The following is a 17,603-nucleotide window of genomic DNA, read 5'->3' on the forward strand; positions in this document are numbered from 1 at the left end:
GAGCAGGCCTTGTGAGAAGGGCTCAGATCGCGTCAGTTGTTACCCGGCAGGTGTTCCCTGGGATTGAAAGGCATCTCCTTCTGCATACGCTCATAGAGCTTGCGGGCCTTATCCGAGTCTGCCGGGGGCGTGACGATCTGCAGTATCAGGTACTGGTCACCGGGAGGTGAACCAGGCATCCCGCGGCCCTTCAGGCGCAGTTTGCTGCCTGAGCGGGAGCCGGCCGGGACTTTCATGTCCACCGAGCCTTCCAGGGTGGGCACGCTCACGGTAGCCCCCAGCGCTGCCTCCCAGGGGGTCATGGGGAAATCCAGATGGATGTCACGCCCCTCCAGACGAAAATGACGATGGGGGCGAATGCGAACCTCCAGATAGAGATCACCGGCATTCCCCCCACCGACGCCCTGAGCACCCTGACCGGACAGGCGGATGCGCTTGCCCTCGGTGACCCCGGCGGGGATCTTCACCTGCAGACTGCGCTCACCAATGCGGACCGGCACGGAGCCACCCCGAAAGGCCTGCTCCAGATCCAGCTGGATACGGGCCGTCTGGTCTTGCCCACGGCTGGCAAAACCTCGCTGGGTGCGATGCCCCCGGGTACGCCGCGCACCACCGCCAAACAGGGTCTCGAAGAAGTCGGAGAAGTCGCCCTCACTGAAACCCGCCTGGGGGCCGGCGTCATAAAAGCCACCGGCCTGGGGACCGCCCGCACCGCCACCGAACCAGGCATCCCAGTCCGGGGGCGGACGAAAATCCTGACCCGAGCGCCAGTCTTGGCCCAACTGATCATAGGCCTTGCGCTTTTCCGCGTCGCCCAGGACCTCGTACGCCTCATTGACCTCCTTGAAGCGATCCTCGGCATTGGCCTCCTTGCTCACATCGGGATGGTATTTACGCGCCAGCCGGCGATAGGCCTTCTTGAGCTCGTCCTGGGAGGCGGAGCGATCCACTCCCAGCACCTTGTAGTAATCTTTGTATTCCATAACCGCCTACGATACTCCAAAACAAGAGCGCCGCGTGATCACGCGGCGCAGGTTGCGTCCTGCCGAACGCCTTCCGAATGGAGTCCGGGGTTATCCTTCCACGGTGATGCGCCGGGGCTGCACCTTTTCCTGCTTGGGAATGCGCACCTCCAGCACACCGTTGGCGCTGCGGGCGCTGATGCGCTCGGCGTCTGCCGTGTCGGGCAGGGAGAAGCGACGATAGAAGCTGCCGCGGATGCGCTCCACGCGCTTGTACCCTTCACGCTCTTCCGCGCTTTCCGCCTTGCGCTCACCGCGAATGGTCAGCACGCCGTTCTCCATATGGACTTCAATGTCCTTGGGGTCCACGCCGGGCACATCCGCGTGCAGCACATAGGCCTCCTTCTCCTCCCGGATATCCACCGCCGGCACCCAGTCACTGGTGGCTGCGGCCTCTTCGCCGCCGCCCATGGCCGGGTTGAGGCGATCCAGCTCCCGGGACAACTGATTCAGCAGGCTCCAGGGTTCATAACGGGTCGTCAACATGGCTATCACCTCCACTTATCTCGTCAGTCAAGGCAACATCGCCTTTCGCTATCCGATATAGGGGTCGTGGGGAGAATTTCAAGGGTCATTGGATGACCGCTCATCCGGTGCCGATACGCTCCAGGGACTGCAGCCGGAATTGGTCGTCCACGGTCAGACGGAACCGCCCGCGTACGCCGTCATGGGTCACATGCGGGCGCAGGGCCGAGGCCGGGAACCGCACCGTGCGACCCTCCTGAGAAGAAGCCACCACGGAGGCCGCCGACCCGGAATAGTAGCGCAGGAATTCGTCACGGGGGATGTCCAGGCGAAAGTGATAGTGATGCACGGATGCTATTCCAGATTCTGGATCTGCTCGCGCATCTGTTCGATGAGCACCTTGAGCTCCACGGCAGCCTGGGTGGTTTCCATGTCATTGGACTTGGAACTCAGGGTGTTGGCCTCGCGGTTAAGCTCCTGCATGAGGAAATCCAGGCGCCGTCCCACCGGCTCGCGGCGTGCCAGCACGGCGTGGATCTCCTTCACGTGACCGTCCAGGCGATCCAGCTCCTCGGCCACGTCCAGCTTCTGGGCCTGCAGGGCCAGTTCCTGCTCCAGCCTGCCGGGCTCAAGGTCGGTGCCCAGTTCCTGAATGCGACTGCGAACCCGTTCGCGCAGGGCCTCCACCACCTGGGGTCGCCGTGCGCGCACCCGGGCCACCTGCTCGGCAAGGGCCTTGCAGCGGGCCTGAAGCAGTTCCTTGATGTGCGCCCCCTCACGACCGCGATTCTCCACCAGGGTGTTCAGAGCCTCATCCAGCAGTTCCAGGGCGGCGGTCATCACGGGTTGCAGATCCTGCTCGGGCTCGACCACCACGCCCGGCCAGCGCAGGATGTCCATCGCCGTCATGCGTGCTGCGTTCATCATCCAGTGTTCCACTCGCACGACCGTGCTGATCACCTCCTTGGCCAGTTCGTCGTTGAGCTCGATGGTGTCCTGGGCTGCGGCACCGCGACGAAACCGCAGGTTGCACTCCACCTTGCCCCGCCCCACCCGGGACTGGATGCGCTCGCGCACCTTGCCCTCCAGGCCGCGAAGCTCCTCCGGCAGCCGGGGTGAAATCTCCAGATAGCGATGATTGACGCTGCGCAACTCCCAGACAAGCGAACCGAATTCGCCCGAAGACTCGCATCGTGCAAAACCGGTCATGCTGTAAGACATGGGATCTCCCGATCATTGACTGAGACGTGATTGTAGCGGTTCAGGAGGTATTGGGGATAAATCCGTGGACGGCCCCTGATCACTACGGGGATGTACCTGGTGCCAGTATCCGGTTCCTCAATGCCACATGAAACTCCAGATCATGCTCCCGTAGCGGCACACCCTGCCCCACGCCACTTTGCAGCATCAGCCCCAATCGCACGGCCACCGGATCCGCCGCATCAGGCAGGAGGTCGGCCATCAGTTCGGAGCCGGGCTGGAAACCGCGCAGCAACTCATGGTTGTGCAGCGATCCATGCCGGCAGCGCAGGGCGTCGTTCTGGATGAAATAGGTCACCGCGTGCAGCCCTGGCGGTGCACCGCACCAGTCGATAACACGATCCCGGACCACCTCCAGCTCACCATCCGCATGGGTGACATGCTCGGCCCCGCGAATGTCCCGGGCCAGGTAGTCCACGGCAAAGGCCATGGTCTCCTGGAGCTGGGAGAACCGCTGGGCCTCCCGATAGGCGGTGTGATTGGCGAGGAAGACCTGCACCACACCGGCCATCAGGATCAGGCCGATCACCATGGCGACCATCAACTCGACCAGTGAAAAGCCCCGTACCCCTGGCCATGACTCGGCTGGACGATGTGCGGCGCTCATGGCAACCACGCCGACGGCGGTTGCAGCGCATATTCAAAGGCCGGCCCGCCGCTCCCTTCCTCCTCGAACCGACCATCCACCCACTGGATGCGTACGGTGCAGCCCGAGGCATCGCAGTTCAGCGCGCTATCGCCAGCCTCGGGCAGGCCGACGCGCTCGGGGGCATCGGGATCATGTTGCCAGTGGCCACGCCATGGCCCCTGCACGGATTCCGGGTCCGCCACACCCGTGGCTGCCGCCAGCCACAGACGTTCACCGGCATCCATGGCCATGATGCTGGCCACGGTGCGCTGGTAGGCGGAATGGGCACTTTGCAGGGAGAACAGTTGCAACCCCGCCAGGCCGAGCAGGCCGATGGAAAGCACCAGCAGCGCAACCAGGGCTTCGACGAGGGTGAAGCCTTGGAGACGACGGGGTGCTAAGGGGGGACAGGGAAGTCGGGCTGGCATGGGGGTCACCTCCTGTGACGATATCCATTTCCTTGTGGGCCGAGCCGAGGGCGGGCAGGGGCAGACTAAGCCAACCGGGCGAGGGCATCAAGTCCTTGCAGCCGCACCCCTCATCCCAACCCCTCTCCCCCAAGGGGCGAGGGGCTCAGTGAATCGGCCCCGAAGAGGCCGTTCCCAATAGGGGGCTACGCCTTCGGGGCCCGTCAGGCCGTCACATTGATGTTGTTGCCCAGATTGGCTGGCAGCACCTGGGCGCCCGGGTCGGGCAAGGCTTCCACCAGGTTGGCGGCCACCTGGGCTTGGGCATCAATCGCCTTCTTGGTCACGGCCGTTCCTACCTCAAGGGCGGTCTGCTGCTGACTCAACTGGGTGGAGAGATTGGCAATGGCACTGGCTTCCACGGAGACCTCCGATACATCGCATGCGTGAGTGTTGAACCGTCTTTCGAAGGTTCTCTGCTCGGGTTGGCGGCCAAACGGGAGTCAACTTGAGGGCGCCGGAGAGAAAATTTTTCCCACCGTCATGAGGTCGTGGTACCCGGCCCCTGGCGTCGGCGCCACCAGCGCCCCACCAGGCCATGACGGGGCGCTGCCAGCAGGGCCACGGTGAACAGTGCCGTGGCCACCAGCACAATGGCCCCCCCAGAGGCCAGATCAAACTGGAAGGAGAGATACAGGCCCAGCACCGCCGACAGCACCCCGGTGCCCACCGAAAGCAACATCATGGTGGTCAGCCGTTCCGTGAGCAGGTGGGCGGTGGCCCCGGGCGTGATGAGCATGGCCACCACCAGAATGATGCCCACCGTCTCCAGGCTGGCCACGATGGTCAGTGTGAGCAACAGGATCAGGCCGTAATGCACCACACTGGTGTTGAAACCCAGGGCCTGGGCCTGCATGGGGTCGAAGGTGTAGAGCACCAGGGGCCGATAAAAGATCCATATCGCCATCAGGGCCACCACACCGGAGAACAGGGTGAGCATCAGGGCCGGGTACTGAACACCCAGCACGTTCCCGAAGAGGATATGCATCAGATGGGTGTTGGTGGCGATCTTGCCGATGATCACCACTCCCAGGGCGAAGGCAAAGGTGAACATGAGTCCCATGGCCGCATCAGACTTGATGCGCGTGTGCCGCTCCAGGGCCCCAATCCCCAGGGCCGAGACGGCGCCGGCCAGGAAGGCACCGATGAAGAACGGCCAGCCCAGCAGATAGGCGATGGCCACACCAGGCAGCACCGCATGGGAAATCGCATCCCCCAGCAGCGACCAGCGCTTGAGCACCACAAAACACGACAACAATCCGCAGATGGCCCCTACCAGGATGGAGGTGAGCAGGGCCCGCTGCATGAAGGCGTAGTCAAAGGGGGCCGACAGGGCCTCGGGAAACAGCCCCACAATCATCATCAGCCCAGCGATCAGCGTGTCGATCATCGCCCTGCCCAGGGTCTCGAACCAGACCATCATCAGGCCTCCACCAACGGCTCATGGCCGCGCACCCACCCCGCCGCAGCGGTGCGGGCCAGCATCTCGTCCACCAGCATGTGCTCGGGGACCCCCATGCCCACCACCTGCCGATTGAGCAGCAACACCTTGTCGGCATAACGGCGGGCACTCTCCATATCATGAGTCACCATGATCACGGTGTGCCCCGACCGGCGCTCACCGTCCAGCACCTCCATGATGAGGTGTTCACTGGCGGTATCCACCCCGGCCAGAGGCTCGTCCAGCAGCAGTATCCTGGCCTCTTGGGCAAGGGCCCGAGCCAGCAGCACGCGCTTCTTCTGACCGCCGGACAGGGCACCGATGGGCCGGTCGGCATGATCCAGCATGTTCACGGCCTCCAGGCACTGATGCACCACAGCCCAGTGCCGGGGATCGCACCAGCGCGGCGGCAGGATGCGTCGCCAGAAGGCATCGCCGCGCATATGCCCATAGCGACCGGTGAGCACCGTATCCTTCACCGAGATGGGGAAGTCCCATTCCACCGCCTCCTGTTGCGCCATATAGGCCATGACCCCGGCGCGGCGCTGGCTGGCCGGATCTTCCCCCAGCACCCGCACGCGTCCCCGCAGGGCCTTCATCACCCCCAGCAGGATGCGAAACAGGGTGGACTTGCCGGCCCCATTGGGGCCGATGATGGCCGTCCACTGGCCGGCGGGCAGATCGACATCCACATCCTCCAGCACCGGCTGCCCGTGATAGGCCGCGTACACATGATGAACCTCCACGGCGGGCGCGGGGTGAGGCATGGTGTCATTCATCCCGGCCACCTCCCAGATGGTCCTTCAGCAACACCTTGTTGTGGCGCATCATGGCGAAATAGTCCCCTGCACCACTGCCCGGCTGTCCGACGGAGTCCACGTACAATGGGCCGGCCACGGTCACCCCGGCATCCTCGGCCACACTGCGCACGTGGCGATCCGAGATGGTGCTTTCCCAGAAGATAGCCTTTGGCGACTGTTCGCGCACCCGGTCCACCACGCGCATGATCTGCCGGGGAGAGCCTTCCGTCTCGGCGTTGTTGCCCCAGATGCCGTCATGGCGCAGATCATAGGCGGCACCAAAATAGATGAACGCCGCCTCGCTGGTGACCAACAGGCGATGCCCCTCAGGAATGACCGACAGGGCCTCCTGGATCTCCTTATGAAGCGCCTCAAGGTCCGCCTCCAGCGCCTGGGCACGAGCCGTGAATGCCTCGGACCGTTGGGGATCGACCGCCCCCAAGGCCTGGGCGATGACATGGCCATAGGCGGCAGCATTGCGGGGGTCCATCCACAAATGTGGATCGGGATCGCCTTCGAAATCACCGACCATGATGGGCTGGGTCTCCACTCCGGACTGCTCAGCCACGGCGACCACGGGTGTATCGCGTACCGTGGTGGCGCGCACCTGCCCCATCCACTGCTCCAGCATGTAGCCGTTATAGAGCACCAGGTCGGCCTTCTCCAGAGCCTTGAAATTATCCGGCGTCAGCTCCCAGTCGTGCACCTCGGCACCCACGGGAGTCAACACGTCCACCCGGGCATCCTCCCCCGCGACTCGCTGGGCCAGATCCCCCAGGACGGAAAAAGTGGCCACCACCCGCAGGGCCTCGTTGGCGGCGAGCGGTGAAACCGCGCCCAAAGCCAGCACGAGCAACACGACGATGCGGATGTATCCCATGACACCACCATTAAATGATAATTAGTCTTAGTTTAATAATAGTCATGGGTGACTGAACTTTCCAGTCCAGCAGGCCCCATTCGTGATTGTCCACGCCCTGCCTCTCCCGGCAGGGTTGCCACCAAGGCGCCAATGATCCACCCTCTATACGGGTGTGTTAGCCCACGCGAGCGCCCGATGCATCAAGACCGCAGAGACGGCCTCGGCGCAAACAACCGACCCAATCAACTCAGGAGGTGGAACCATGTCAGAAGAACTCGCAGGCCAGACCGTGGCCTCTTTGCAGCTGGGCGTACCCTTCATGGTGGCCCTGTATGCGATCATCGGGATCGTCATCCTCACCCAGATCATTGTGGTGACCTTCCAGAAATAAGCATCCCTTGGGCCCGGCCCACTGATGGGCCGGGTCTCAGCGCGCCATGAAGCCACCCAGACGCCCTCCGTTACCGGAAAAATCCAACATCATCCTGGTCGGCCCCATGGGCGCCGGCAAGTCCACCGTGGGCCGGCACCTGGCAAGCCACCTGCACCTGCCGTTCGTGGACAGCGACCGGGAGATCGAACGTCGCATGGGCGTGGATATCCCCACCATCTTTGAATACGAGGGCGAAGACGGCTTTCGCCAGCGGGAGGCGGCGGTCATCGCCGACCTGTGCACTCGCGAAGGCATCGTCCTGGCCACAGGAGGCGGCGCGGTCATGCGCCCTGAAAACCGGGAATGCCTGAAACGCTGCGGCCTGGTGGTGTATTTGCGCACCTCGGTGGCGGTGCAGCTGCGCCGCACCGCACGGGATCGCAACCGCCCTCTGCTGCAAACGGAAAACCCCCGCGCCCGGCTGGAGGAACTGCTCAGGATTCGCGACCCGCTGTATCGGGAGATCGCCCATCTGGTGGTAGACACGGATCGGGAACATCTGCGCGGTACAGTACGCACCGTGGCCCGACGCTTCAGAAATCGCGCGCCCCACCCGAACAAGGCCCGCCCCTGCCGGCCCGTTTCCGCCCCGGAGTAATACCGTCACGGTGGCTTTCACGATGCCCCCCTTAGTATCATTCGGGCATGGACACCCTCACCGTTGATCTTGCCGAACGCAGCTACCCGATTCACATCGGCCGGGGGCTGTTACGAGAGCCGGGGCTCTTCGAGGTCTTGCTGAAGCGACGCCGCGCCGTGATCGTTACCAACGAGACCGTGGCCCCGCTTTACCTCGACACCCTCAAACAGACCCTGAAGCCCGTGCACGATGGTCCCATCGAGGCCCTGATACTGCCCGATGGAGAGCAATACAAGAACGTTGACACCCTCAACCGCATCTACACCTTCCTGCTGGAGCGGCACCTGGACCGCGGCGCCATGATCATCGCCCTGGGAGGTGGTGTGATCGGCGATATCACCGGCTTTGCCGCCGCCACCTATCTGCGCGGCGTGGACTTCATCCAGGTGCCCACCACCCTGCTCTCCCAGGTGGACTCCTCCGTGGGGGGCAAGACCGGCGTCAATCATCCCCTGGGCAAGAACATGATCGGGGCCTTTCACCAGCCGCGGCTGGTGGTCGTCGACACCGATACGCTCAACACCCTGCCCGACCGGGAGCTCAGCGCCGGCCTGGCCGAGGTGATCAAGTACGGCCTGATCGACGATGCGGAATTCTTCGTCTGGCTGGAGGAACACCTGCCCCGCCTGCTGGCCCGTGACCCTGAAGCCCTGGCCTGGGCCATCTGCCGCTCCTGCGCCGACAAGGCGCGGGTTGTAGCCCAGGATGAGCGGGAGTCCGGACGCCGCGCCCTGCTGAACCTGGGCCATACCTTCGGCCACGCCATCGAGAACGGCATGGGCTATGGCCAGTGGCTGCACGGCGAGGCAGTGGGCGCCGGCATGATCATGGCGGCCCACCTGTCACGGCAGATGGACTGGATCGATGACGACGACCTGAATCGCACCACCCACCTCATCCAGGCGGCGCGCCTGCCGGTGGCCCCGCCGACGGGGCTGTCCGCCGAGCGCTTCAAACAGATCATGGCGGGCGACAAGAAGGTCCTCCAGGGCCAGTTGCGACTGGTACTGCTCAAGGGCATCGGCACATCCGTGGTGACGGCAGACTTCGACCCCGGGGCACTTGACAGCACCCTGAGCACCCTGACCCGCCCATGAACACCGCACCGGCCGCACTGAACGATCCCGCCTACCTGGCTCCCTACGCAGCCAGGGATGACCTGAGCCGTGGCCGCAGCCATCCGGAGGACTCCCCGGTCTACCGCAGCGAGTTTCAGCGGGACCGGGATCGCATCATCCACTCCACTGCCTTTCGGCGCCTGGAATACAAGACCCAGGTATTCATCAATCACGAGGGGGACCTGTTCCGTACTCGCCTCACCCACAGCCTGGAAGTGGCACAGATCGCCCGCGCCATCGCCCGGGTGCTGCGCCTGAACGAAGACCTCACCGAGGCCATCGCCCTGGCCCACGACCTGGGCCACACACCGTTCGGCCATGCCGGCCAGGACACCCTCAACGCCTGCATGGCCGACTATGGCGGTTTTGAACACAACCTTCAGTCGCTGCGGGTCGTGGAGTCCCTTGAGGCCCATTACGCCGAGTTCGATGGCCTGAACCTCACCTTCGAGACCCGCGAGGGCATCCTCAAGCACTGTGACCCCAAGGTGGCCGCCACCCTGGGCGAGGTGGGCCGGCGCTTCGTGGAGGGGCAGCAGCCCACGCTGGAGGCACAACTGAACAACCTGGCCGACGAGATCGCCTACAACAATCACGACGTGGACGACGGCCTGCGCTCCGGGCTGATCACCCTGGAGCAGCTCATGGAGGTGACCCTGTTCCGGGAGGCATTCGAGGCTGTGCGCTTGCGTTACGGAGCGCTGCCCGAAAAACGTGCCCGCCACGAGGTGATCCGGCGCATGATCAACCGTCTGGTCACCGATCTGGTGGACAGCAGCCTGGCCCGCATCCGCGAGGCCGCCCCCGACCACCCGGACACCGTGCGCGCCCAGGGGCGCCCGCTGATTTGCTTCAGTGCACAGATCCGAGAATACAACCTTGAACTTAAACGGTTTCTACGTCAGCATCTTTACCGGCATTATCGGGTGAACCGCATGACCATGAAGGCGGCCCGGGTGCTCAGGGAATTGTTTGCCGCCTATATGGCCGAGCCCGCCCTGCTGCCCCCGGAGCACGAGGACAAGGCACGACGCCTGTCCGCCCAGTCCGGTGACGCCGGCCGTGCCCGCGCCGTGGCGGATTACGTGGCCGGCATGACCGACCGTTTTGCCATTGCCGAACACGGCCGTCTGTTCGACCCGAACACACTTTCATGACATCCAGGGATCCCATGGCCAACGACACGCTGCCCGCCGACTGCCTCGACCAACTGGGGCTGAGGCAACAACCGTTCGCCTCCATTGCTGGCGAAGACTTCCTCTATTCCGACCCGGCCACCGACATGCCGGTGAACGTCACCCTTGAGCACCTTGAGAATGACCAGAACGTGGTCATTCTCAAGGGCGAGCAGGGCGCCGGCAAGAGCACGCAACTGCTGCGAGTGCTGGCCCAGGGTCGGGAGAATATGGATTTTTGCGCCTTCAAGGCCCGCTCCGGTATCAGCCTGGCGGCGGTGGAGTACACCGTGCGCCAGTACTGGAAGGAAGCCGCGCCGGTCGAACAGGAGGGCAATGAACCCCTGGAGCAGTTTCTCACCCGCCTGATCCAGAGTGGCATGCGACCGGTGCTGGCCATCGACGATGCCCACCTGCTGGAGCCGGATGTCCTGCGCCAGCTTATTCAGACCCGGCAACGCATTCACGATCAGTGCGACCGCCGCTTTGGCCTGCTGTTGGTGGGTGAACCGGAAATCGAGGAACGACTGACCGCAGTGGATGAGGGCCTGGACATCCCCGAGGCCCAGATGACCGTGCAGGTTCGCGCGCTCACCCGAGAACAGACGGGGGCCTATGTGAACCATCGCCTGCAGGCTGCCGGACTGGAAAGGACCGATCTACTGGATCGGGAAACCATTGAAGATATCCATCGAGATTCCGCCGGGCTACCGGGTCGCATCAACACGTGCGCCATGGAACGCCTGCGGGACATCTGTGAGGGGGGCGCCATGACACCAGCGACACAAGGGGAACAAGCCACCGCCGCCAGTCATGGCGGCAAGGCCTTCTGGCAGCAACGCTGGTTTGCGCCGGCCGTGGCGGGGATCATTCTGGTGGCGGCACTGGTCACGCTGCTGAGTCTGCTGGGCGGCTCCGACGATGAACCTCAGCCGGTGCGCAGCCAACCCCTGGTGCTGCCGGAGCAACCACCACGCGCACCGGCTGCTCCAGAACCGCCTCCAGCCAGCGCCCCCGAGCCCACGTCGCCCCCCCGGGCCGAAGTGCCGGCAGAGCCAGCCCCCAGGCCCGAACCGGTGCCGACGCCGGAACCAGAACCCGAGCCCGCACCAGAGCCGGAACCGACCCCAGCACCGGAACCGGAACCCGAGCCAGAACCCACTCCGGAACCGGCAGGGGAACCCGAACCGGAGCTTGGCGGTGACAAACGCATCCGTGACGCCCAGTGGCTGCGCGACCAGAACCCCACCCATTACACCGTGCAACTGTTGGTGAGCAGCAGCGAAACCGGGGTGCAGGATTTCGCCCAGGACGCCGACCTGCCTGGCGACGTCGCCTGGTTCCGCATGCGGCGCGATGGACAGGACATGTACGCGCTGGTGTTCGGCTCCTACCCCGGCGCCACCGCGGCCCGTAGTGCCATCACCGCCCTGCCCGCTGACATCCGACGCAATCAGCCCTTCATCCGCAGCTTTGGTGCCGTGCAGGACGCCATGGCCGACTGATCCCCTGGAAGCGGCCCCCACCCGGGGCCGCGCCCCGCGGCCCCATGTCCCGCATTCCCTCCGCCTTCATCGACGAACTCCTGTCCCGCACCGATATCGTCGATGTGGTGAACACCCGCGTGCAACTCAAGAAAAAGGGCAGCGAATACGCAGCCTGCTGCCCCTTCCACAGTGAGAAGACCCCCTCGTTCTATGTAAGCCCCCGCAAGCAGTTCTATCACTGCTTCGGCTGTGGTGCCCACGGCACTGCTATCGGTTTTCTCATGAACCACGACAACATGGGTTTTGTGGAGGCCGTAGAGGAACTGGCCCGACAGGCGGGCATGGAGGTCCCCCGCGAGTCCGGGCAGCGGGAAGACAACGACCGCTTCACCCGCCTGATCGAGGCACAGGAGGCTGCAGCAGAGCATTTTGTCGAGAACCTGCGCCGGCACCCCCAGGCAGTGGACTACCTGAAACAACGTGGCCTCACCGGGGCCATTGCCCGGGATTATCGCCTTGGTTTTGCCCTGGAGGCCTGGGATGACCTGAGCCAGGTGCTATCCGGTCGATTCAACGAAAAGGAACTCCAGACCGCGGGCCTCACCTCCCGCAAGGAAGGCGGACGCCCCTTTGACCGTTTCCGCGGCCGCATCATGTTCCCCATCCGCGACCCACGCGGTCGCACGGTAGGTTTCGGTGGTCGCCTGCTGGGCCCGGGGGAACCCAAATACCTGAACACCCCGGAGACCCCCGTCTTCCACAAGGGACAACAACTCTATGGCCTTTACGAGGCCCGCAAGGCAGCACCGCGACTGGAGGAACTGCTGGTGGTGGAGGGCTACATGGATGTGATCGCCCTGGCGCAGTTTGGCTTGCGCAACGCGGTGGCCACCCTGGGCACCGCCACCACCCGCGACCACCTAGAGCGGCTGTTCCGGGTGGTCTCCCGGGTGGTGTTCTGTTTTGATGGCGATGCCGCCGGGGGCAAGGCGGCCTGGCGCGCCCTGGAACAGGCCCTGCCCACGTTGCGGGACGGCCGCGAGGTGCGCTTCTTGTTCCTGCCCGAGGGCGAAGACCCGGATACGCTGATCCGTCAGGAAGGCCCCGAGGGCGTGCAGGCGCGCATCCAGGCCGCCCAGCCCCTGTCCGATGCCCTGCTGGAAGGGCTGCGTAGGCGCCATGACGTGGCATCCCGCGAGGGCCGGGCCGCGCTGGGGACCGAGGCTGCCAAACTCCTCTCGACCATGCCCGAAGGGCTACTGCGCAGCCAGATCATCGGCGATATCGCTCGCCTGTCGGGTGTGTCCACCGAGCAGTTCGAGAGACGAATGGGCGCACCGAGCTCGACCGCCACGGCCGTGCCGACCGAACCCGTCCGGCGGCCCGCTCAACGACAAGCCCTGGGGCGCAAGCTGGCAGTGACACCGGTCCGACTGGCGCTTTCCCTGCTGCTGGAGCGTCCATCACTGGCTGCGCGTGCAGAAAACAGCGCCTGGCTCAAGTCGATGGAAGTACCTGGGGTGAAGCTTCTGGCCGAGGTCCTTGAAACTCTGCACGCACACCCCCATCTAACCACCGCAGCGTTGCTGGAGCGCTGGCGCGACAGCGCAGCGTGGCCGCATCTACTAAAATTGGCTCAGTGGCAACCTCCGCCTTCGGAGGAAGCCCACCTGGAACGCATGATCGATGATGCCCTGGACCGCCTGTATCGTCAGTACGAGCACCAGCGCGCCGATGCCCTGCTGGCCCGGGCGGCGCAACAGCCACTGACGGAGGCGGAAAAGGCAGAGTTGAAAGCGGCGCTCAAACCCCGAAAGGGCAAGTTCGGCATGCAAGACCCAACCTGATATCACTACGCCGATTGAAAGTGGTCGTCAACCCATCGCAATGCTATACTTGACCGTTTAACCCCTGGCCAGCGCCTCACCCGGTTCGCACAGGTCCAGCTTGAGCAGGTTTCCATGAATCACGAAGAACAGCAATCCCGCCTCAAGGAGCTCATCGCCAAGGGCAAGGAACAGGGCTTCCTGACGTATGCGGAGGTGAATGACCACCTCCCGGACACCATTGTCGATCCGGAGCAGATCGAAGACATCATCGCCATGATCAACGACATGGGGATCACTGTCCATGAGCAGGCGCCGGACACCGACAGCCTGATCCTGTCCGACAACTCCGTGTCCACCGACGAGGATGCCGCCGAGGAAGCCGCCGCTGCGCTGGCCTCCGTGGACGGGGAATTCGGGCGCACCACTGACCCGGTGCGCATGTACATGCGCGAGATGGGCACCGTGGAACTGCTCACCCGTGAAGGCGAGATCAAGATTGCCAAGCGCATCGAGGAAGGCCTCTCGCAGGTCCTGTTCGCCCTGGCGCACTATCCCAAGTCCATCGCATCGCTGCTATCGGAATATGGCCGTGTGGAGGCGGAAGAAATCAAGCTCACCGACATCATCGTGAGCTTCATGGATCCGGACGCCGACGAGATTGCCTCCGTGGCTCCGCCCCGCGAGGACTCCCCGGCCACACCAGCCGCCGCGGAGGCCTCGGATCACAACGACGATGACGGCGACGACAGCGACTCGGACGATTCCGACGCTGATGCCGCCCCCGAAGACACCGGCCCGGATCCTGAAGAGGCGCGTGCGCGCTTCACGCAGCTGGAGGACATGTATGAGCGCGCCATGGAGTGCGCCGCCCAGGGCAAGAACGAGGAATACGCTCAGGCCCGGGAAGAAATGGCCCGCTACTTCATGGAGTTCAAGCTGGTACCACGCCTGGTGGACCAGCTTACCGCTGACTTGCATGGCATGGTGGCCCGCATTCGCGGTCAGGAGCGCGTGATCCTGCGCACCTGCGTGGACCAGTGCAACATGCCCCGCAAGGAGTTCATTTCCACCTTCCCGGAGAACGAAACCAACCTGAAATGGCTGGATGGCGTGCTCAAGGGCAAGGCCGCCCGCTACAAGACGCAACTGGCGGAGCACCGGGATGAGATCATCAAGGCCCAGAACCGCTTGGTGGATATCGAGGAAGAGTCCTGCCTGAGCATCGGCGAGATCAAGGACATCAACCGCCGCATGTCCATCGGCGAAGCCAAGGCCCGTCGCGCCAAAAAAGAGATGGTGGAGGCCAACCTGCGCCTGGTGATCTCCATCGCCAAGAAGTACACCAACCGTGGCCTGCAGTTCCTGGACCTGATCCAGGAGGGCAACATCGGCCTGATGAAGGCGGTGGACAAGTTCGAATACCGGCGTGGTTACAAGTTTTCCACCTACGCCACCTGGTGGATCCGTCAGGCCATTACCCGGTCCATCGCCGACCAGGCACGCACCATCCGCATCCCGGTGCACATGATCGAGACCATCAACAAGCTCAACCGCATCAGCCGGCAGATGCTCCAGGAGATGGGCCGCGAGGCCACCCCGGAAGAACTCTCCCACCGCATGGAAATGCCGGAGGACAAGGTGCGCAAGGTACTCAAGATCGCCAAGGAGCCCATCTCCATGGAAACGCCCATTGGCGACGACGAGGACTCGCACCTGGGTGACTTCATCGAGGATGTGAATGTGCAGTCGCCCATCGACTCCGCGACCCGGGAGAGCCTGTCGGAGACCACCCGCGAGGTGCTGGCCAGCCTGACCCCGCGCGAGGCCAAGGTGCTTCGCATGCGCTTCGGCATCGACATGAACACCGACCACACCCTGGAAGAGGTGGGCAAGCAGTTCGATGTGACCCGCGAGCGCATCCGTCAGATCGAGGCCAAGGCCCTGCGCAAGCTGCGCCACCCCTCCCGCTCGGAGATGCTGCGCAGCTTCCTCGACCTGGAGTAATTGTTTCTCCCGTGGGTCGGGCTACAACCACGAGGCACCCACCGCCCCTGTAGTCCGACCCCTTTCATGTTTTGCCCATCAATACCGGGCCTGTAGCTCAGTTGGTTAGAGCAGGGGACTCATAATCCCTTGGTCGTCGGTTCGAGTCCGACCGGGCCCACCATTTACATCGACCATCTCTACGCCTTCCACGGGTTGAGGAGGGTCACTCCTGTGGGTTCAAAATCGGCGACATTGCGAGTCACCACCGTCATGCCATGCACCAGGGCCGTTGCTGCAATGAGCGCATCGTGATCGCTGACACGAAAAGGTCAGCGGCATCGACGCTTTCGGCCCATGCCGCAACGTTCGGGTCAGCCTTGCCAATCCGCACCTTTCGCAGCTCGGACACCACGTTGGTGTCGAGAACGAACCTCACGAGAAATCAGCCGGCCGGGCTCCGATAGTCACACGTGGCGGCTCGAACTCGATGTCGGCAACCCCCGGCATGGCTAGCGAATCCGCAATGTTGCGGCGCTGCCTCGTAAGTCGCTGGTATTCCTCGATGCTCAACAGCACATGAGCAGGCCTACCGCGATCCGTAATGAATACGGGCCCACTCTTGGCCACCTGCTTTGCGCGGGTAACATTCTGGTTAAGTTCTCGACTGGATAAGGTCGTGATGGTCATGGTGACACCTCCCAAATGAACCACCCATGTAGGCATGTTGCTACGTCAGTGGAAGGTTGTCCATATACGGCTCACAGGGATGCCTTCGACCAGATTGATCCCTGGCCACCGAAACCCTCCTCATTCTTCCCTGCTCGTCCCATACACCACCACATAGGCCCCATAGAGGAACAACGCGCCCCCTACCGCCAGGATGGGCATGGAGCCCAGCATGAAGCCGATGTGCCCGATGACGTATCCGACCACGAACCACCACATAGCCCGACTCCTCTTGGCAAACCAGTACGAGCCAACCCAAACATGCAGCTGACGTGAGTTGTACAGGTCGTTTGCGAACAGCCCCGACCGTGACGCGCCGGGGTTAACCAGATCCTATTGGCATACTACTATGATCCAGATGAGCGCCAGGTTCCACCTGATGAACACCGTGGGATTGCGTGGGGAGTGCGTCCGATTGCGCCTCACCAGCCCAACACACTGACACAGATCAGCACGGCGAACGGCGAGTACGGCCAAGCTGGGGAGGGACGGGGTGCGAAAACATCACATGAACAACGCACCCGAACAGGTCCGATGACAGCCCTGCGGCTTATATTAAGACCGAAATAGGGCTTAAACTGTGTGCGGGTTAACCAATGGGTCGGTCAACGCAAACCGCGCTCGAAGCCGGCCCCATCACAAACCAATAAGGGAGCGACCATGAGTACAGACTATCCGAGTGTTGGCGTAGCCTCCGGGCTGCCGCGCCATTCCTTTCCCCTGCGCGTATTGCACTGGCTGATTGCCGTCCTGCTGGCCTTCTCGCTGATCGGCGGGTTCACCCTGGGCACCCTGGGCCATGAGCGCATTGTGGAGCTCGTGGGCACGGATATCGCCAATATCGCCTATATGGCTCACAAGACGCTGGGCATCACCATCCTGGGTCTCATGGTGCTGCGCCTGGTGGTGCGGTTGCTCCAGGGCACACCGCCCTACGCGGTGGAGCTGTCCGGATTCCAGCGGTTCATGAGCCGGCTGGTGCACTTCCTGCTGTACGTGATGGTGATCGCCATTCCTATCGTGGGCAGCCTGGCCACAGCGGCTGCCGGCTTCCCGGTCAACTTCTTCACCTGGGAACTGCCGGCCATGATCGCCGAGAACCCGGCCCTGGCGGAACAGCTCTTCCAGGCTCACATGATTCTGGGACTGTGCATCATCGCCGTGCTGGTGCTGCATATCGGTGCCGGCCTGCGTCACAAGCGTCGCGGCGACTGGGTCATGCACCGGATCAGCCTGGGCCGCTAAGGCAACGGGCTGTGCCTCT

20 protein-coding genes and 1 tRNA gene are annotated in these 17,603 nt (G+C 63.6%); 9 read left to right on the forward strand and 12 right to left on the reverse strand.

Annotated features, from left to right (window positions below):
• Positions 1-32: 32 nt before the first annotated feature.
• From LPW29_RS04145 to LPW29_RS04190, 10 genes are all read right to left on the reverse strand, one after another.
• Positions 33-983: a DnaJ C-terminal domain-containing protein gene (locus LPW29_RS04145; protein WP_090255561.1), complete on the reverse strand. Its 951-nt coding sequence runs from the start codon at positions 981-983 to the stop codon at positions 33-35.
• 90 nt (positions 984-1,073) lie between these two features.
• Entirely contained in the window at positions 1,074-1,508 is a 435-nt protein-coding gene (locus LPW29_RS04150; RefSeq protein WP_090255559.1) for an Hsp20/alpha crystallin family protein, read from the reverse strand.
• A gap of 100 nt (positions 1,509-1,608) precedes the next feature.
• Complete coding sequence (locus tag LPW29_RS04155) at positions 1,609-1,836, reverse strand: DUF2835 domain-containing protein (protein WP_090255557.1); 228 nt, start codon at positions 1,834-1,836, stop codon at positions 1,609-1,611.
• A 5-nt stretch (positions 1,837-1,841) separates the two neighbouring features.
• Positions 1,842-2,708, reverse strand: a complete 867-nt coding sequence (locus LPW29_RS04160; protein WP_238626991.1) for a YicC/YloC family endoribonuclease — start codon at positions 2,706-2,708, stop codon at positions 1,842-1,844.
• Between the two features lie 82 nt (positions 2,709-2,790).
• A complete protein-coding gene (locus LPW29_RS04165; RefSeq protein ID WP_238626992.1) occupies positions 2,791-3,354 on the reverse strand; it encodes a PilW family protein in 564 nt (187 codons plus the stop codon).
• A complete protein-coding gene (gene pilV, locus LPW29_RS04170; protein WP_238626993.1) occupies positions 3,351-3,803 on the reverse strand; it encodes a type IV pilus modification protein PilV in 453 nt (150 codons plus the stop codon). Before pilV ends, LPW29_RS04165 begins: the two co-directional genes overlap by 4 nt.
• 203 nt (positions 3,804-4,006) lie before the next feature.
• Complete coding sequence (locus LPW29_RS04175) at positions 4,007-4,204, reverse strand: YjfB family protein (RefSeq protein ID WP_238626994.1); 198 nt, start codon at positions 4,202-4,204, stop codon at positions 4,007-4,009.
• Between the two features lie 119 nt (positions 4,205-4,323).
• Positions 4,324-5,265, reverse strand: a complete 942-nt coding sequence (locus LPW29_RS04180; RefSeq protein WP_238626995.1) for a metal ABC transporter permease — start codon at positions 5,263-5,265, stop codon at positions 4,324-4,326.
• The gene (locus LPW29_RS04185; RefSeq protein ID WP_238626996.1) at positions 5,265-6,062 is read right to left on the reverse strand and encodes a metal ABC transporter ATP-binding protein; all 798 of its coding nucleotides are present in this window, start codon (positions 6,060-6,062) and stop codon (positions 5,265-5,267) included. Before LPW29_RS04185 ends, LPW29_RS04180 begins: the two co-directional genes overlap by 1 nt.
• A complete protein-coding gene (locus LPW29_RS04190; protein ID WP_238626997.1) occupies positions 6,055-6,963 on the reverse strand; it encodes a metal ABC transporter solute-binding protein, Zn/Mn family in 909 nt (302 codons plus the stop codon). The genes LPW29_RS04185 and LPW29_RS04190 overlap by 8 nt, the downstream gene beginning before the upstream one ends.
• A 244-nt stretch (positions 6,964-7,207) precedes the next feature.
• Here LPW29_RS04190 and LPW29_RS15470 point away from each other — a divergent pair, with 244 nt between their 5' ends.
• The 8 genes from LPW29_RS15470 to LPW29_RS04225 all read left to right on the forward strand — a co-directional run bounded on the left by LPW29_RS15470 (position 7,208) and on the right by LPW29_RS04225 (position 15,794).
• Complete coding sequence (locus LPW29_RS15470) at positions 7,208-7,336, forward strand: hypothetical protein (protein ID WP_255705760.1); 129 nt, start codon at positions 7,208-7,210, stop codon at positions 7,334-7,336.
• A 46-nt stretch (positions 7,337-7,382) separates the two neighbouring features.
• Positions 7,383-7,976, forward strand: a complete 594-nt coding sequence (gene aroK, locus LPW29_RS04195) for a shikimate kinase AroK (RefSeq protein ID WP_238626998.1) — start codon at positions 7,383-7,385, stop codon at positions 7,974-7,976.
• Positions 7,977-8,023: 47 nt separating this feature from the next.
• Positions 8,024-9,115, forward strand: a complete 1,092-nt coding sequence (gene aroB / locus LPW29_RS04200) for a 3-dehydroquinate synthase (protein ID WP_238626999.1) — start codon at positions 8,024-8,026, stop codon at positions 9,113-9,115.
• On the forward strand, positions 9,112-10,293 hold the full coding sequence (locus LPW29_RS04205) for a deoxyguanosinetriphosphate triphosphohydrolase (RefSeq protein WP_238627000.1): 1,182 nt from the start codon (positions 9,112-9,114) through the stop codon (positions 10,291-10,293). Before aroB ends, LPW29_RS04205 begins: the two co-directional genes overlap by 4 nt.
• The gene (locus tag LPW29_RS04210; protein WP_238627001.1) at positions 10,290-11,816 is read left to right on the forward strand and encodes an AAA family ATPase; all 1,527 of its coding nucleotides are present in this window, start codon (positions 10,290-10,292) and stop codon (positions 11,814-11,816) included. Before LPW29_RS04205 ends, LPW29_RS04210 begins: the two co-directional genes overlap by 4 nt.
• A 44-nt stretch (positions 11,817-11,860) precedes the next feature.
• Positions 11,861-13,645 (forward strand): DNA primase, encoded by a 1,785-nt coding sequence (gene dnaG, locus LPW29_RS04215; RefSeq protein ID WP_238627002.1) that lies wholly within the window; start codon positions 11,861-11,863, stop codon positions 13,643-13,645.
• A gap of 45 nt (positions 13,646-13,690) precedes the next feature.
• The gene (rpoD, locus tag LPW29_RS04220; RefSeq protein WP_338018674.1) at positions 13,691-15,631 is read left to right on the forward strand and encodes an RNA polymerase sigma factor RpoD; all 1,941 of its coding nucleotides are present in this window, start codon (positions 13,691-13,693) and stop codon (positions 15,629-15,631) included.
• A gap of 86 nt (positions 15,632-15,717) precedes the next feature.
• Positions 15,718-15,794, forward strand: a tRNA-Ile gene (locus LPW29_RS04225).
• Between the two features lie 251 nt (positions 15,795-16,045).
• Here the strand turns inward: LPW29_RS04225 and LPW29_RS04230 are convergent.
• Together LPW29_RS04230 and LPW29_RS04235 are read right to left on the reverse strand one after the other, a co-directional pair.
• Positions 16,046-16,300 carry a type II toxin-antitoxin system Phd/YefM family antitoxin gene (locus LPW29_RS04230; protein WP_238627004.1) on the reverse strand — a complete coding sequence of 85 codons (255 nt, stop codon included), beginning with the start codon at positions 16,298-16,300 and terminating at the stop codon, positions 16,046-16,048.
• Between the two features lie 120 nt (positions 16,301-16,420).
• The gene (locus tag LPW29_RS04235; protein ID WP_238627005.1) at positions 16,421-16,558 is read right to left on the reverse strand and encodes a hypothetical protein; all 138 of its coding nucleotides are present in this window, start codon (positions 16,556-16,558) and stop codon (positions 16,421-16,423) included.
• 441 nt (positions 16,559-16,999) lie between these two features.
• Here LPW29_RS04235 and LPW29_RS04240 point away from each other — a divergent pair, with 441 nt between their 5' ends.
• Entirely contained in the window at positions 17,000-17,584 is a 585-nt protein-coding gene (locus LPW29_RS04240) for a cytochrome b (protein WP_090255314.1), read from the forward strand.
• Positions 17,585-17,603: the final 19 nt, after the last annotated feature.

This window comes from Ectothiorhodospira sp. 9100, from assembly GCF_022227565.1.
Classification (GTDB): Bacteria; Pseudomonadota; Gammaproteobacteria; order Ectothiorhodospirales; family Ectothiorhodospiraceae; genus Ectothiorhodospira; species Ectothiorhodospira marina.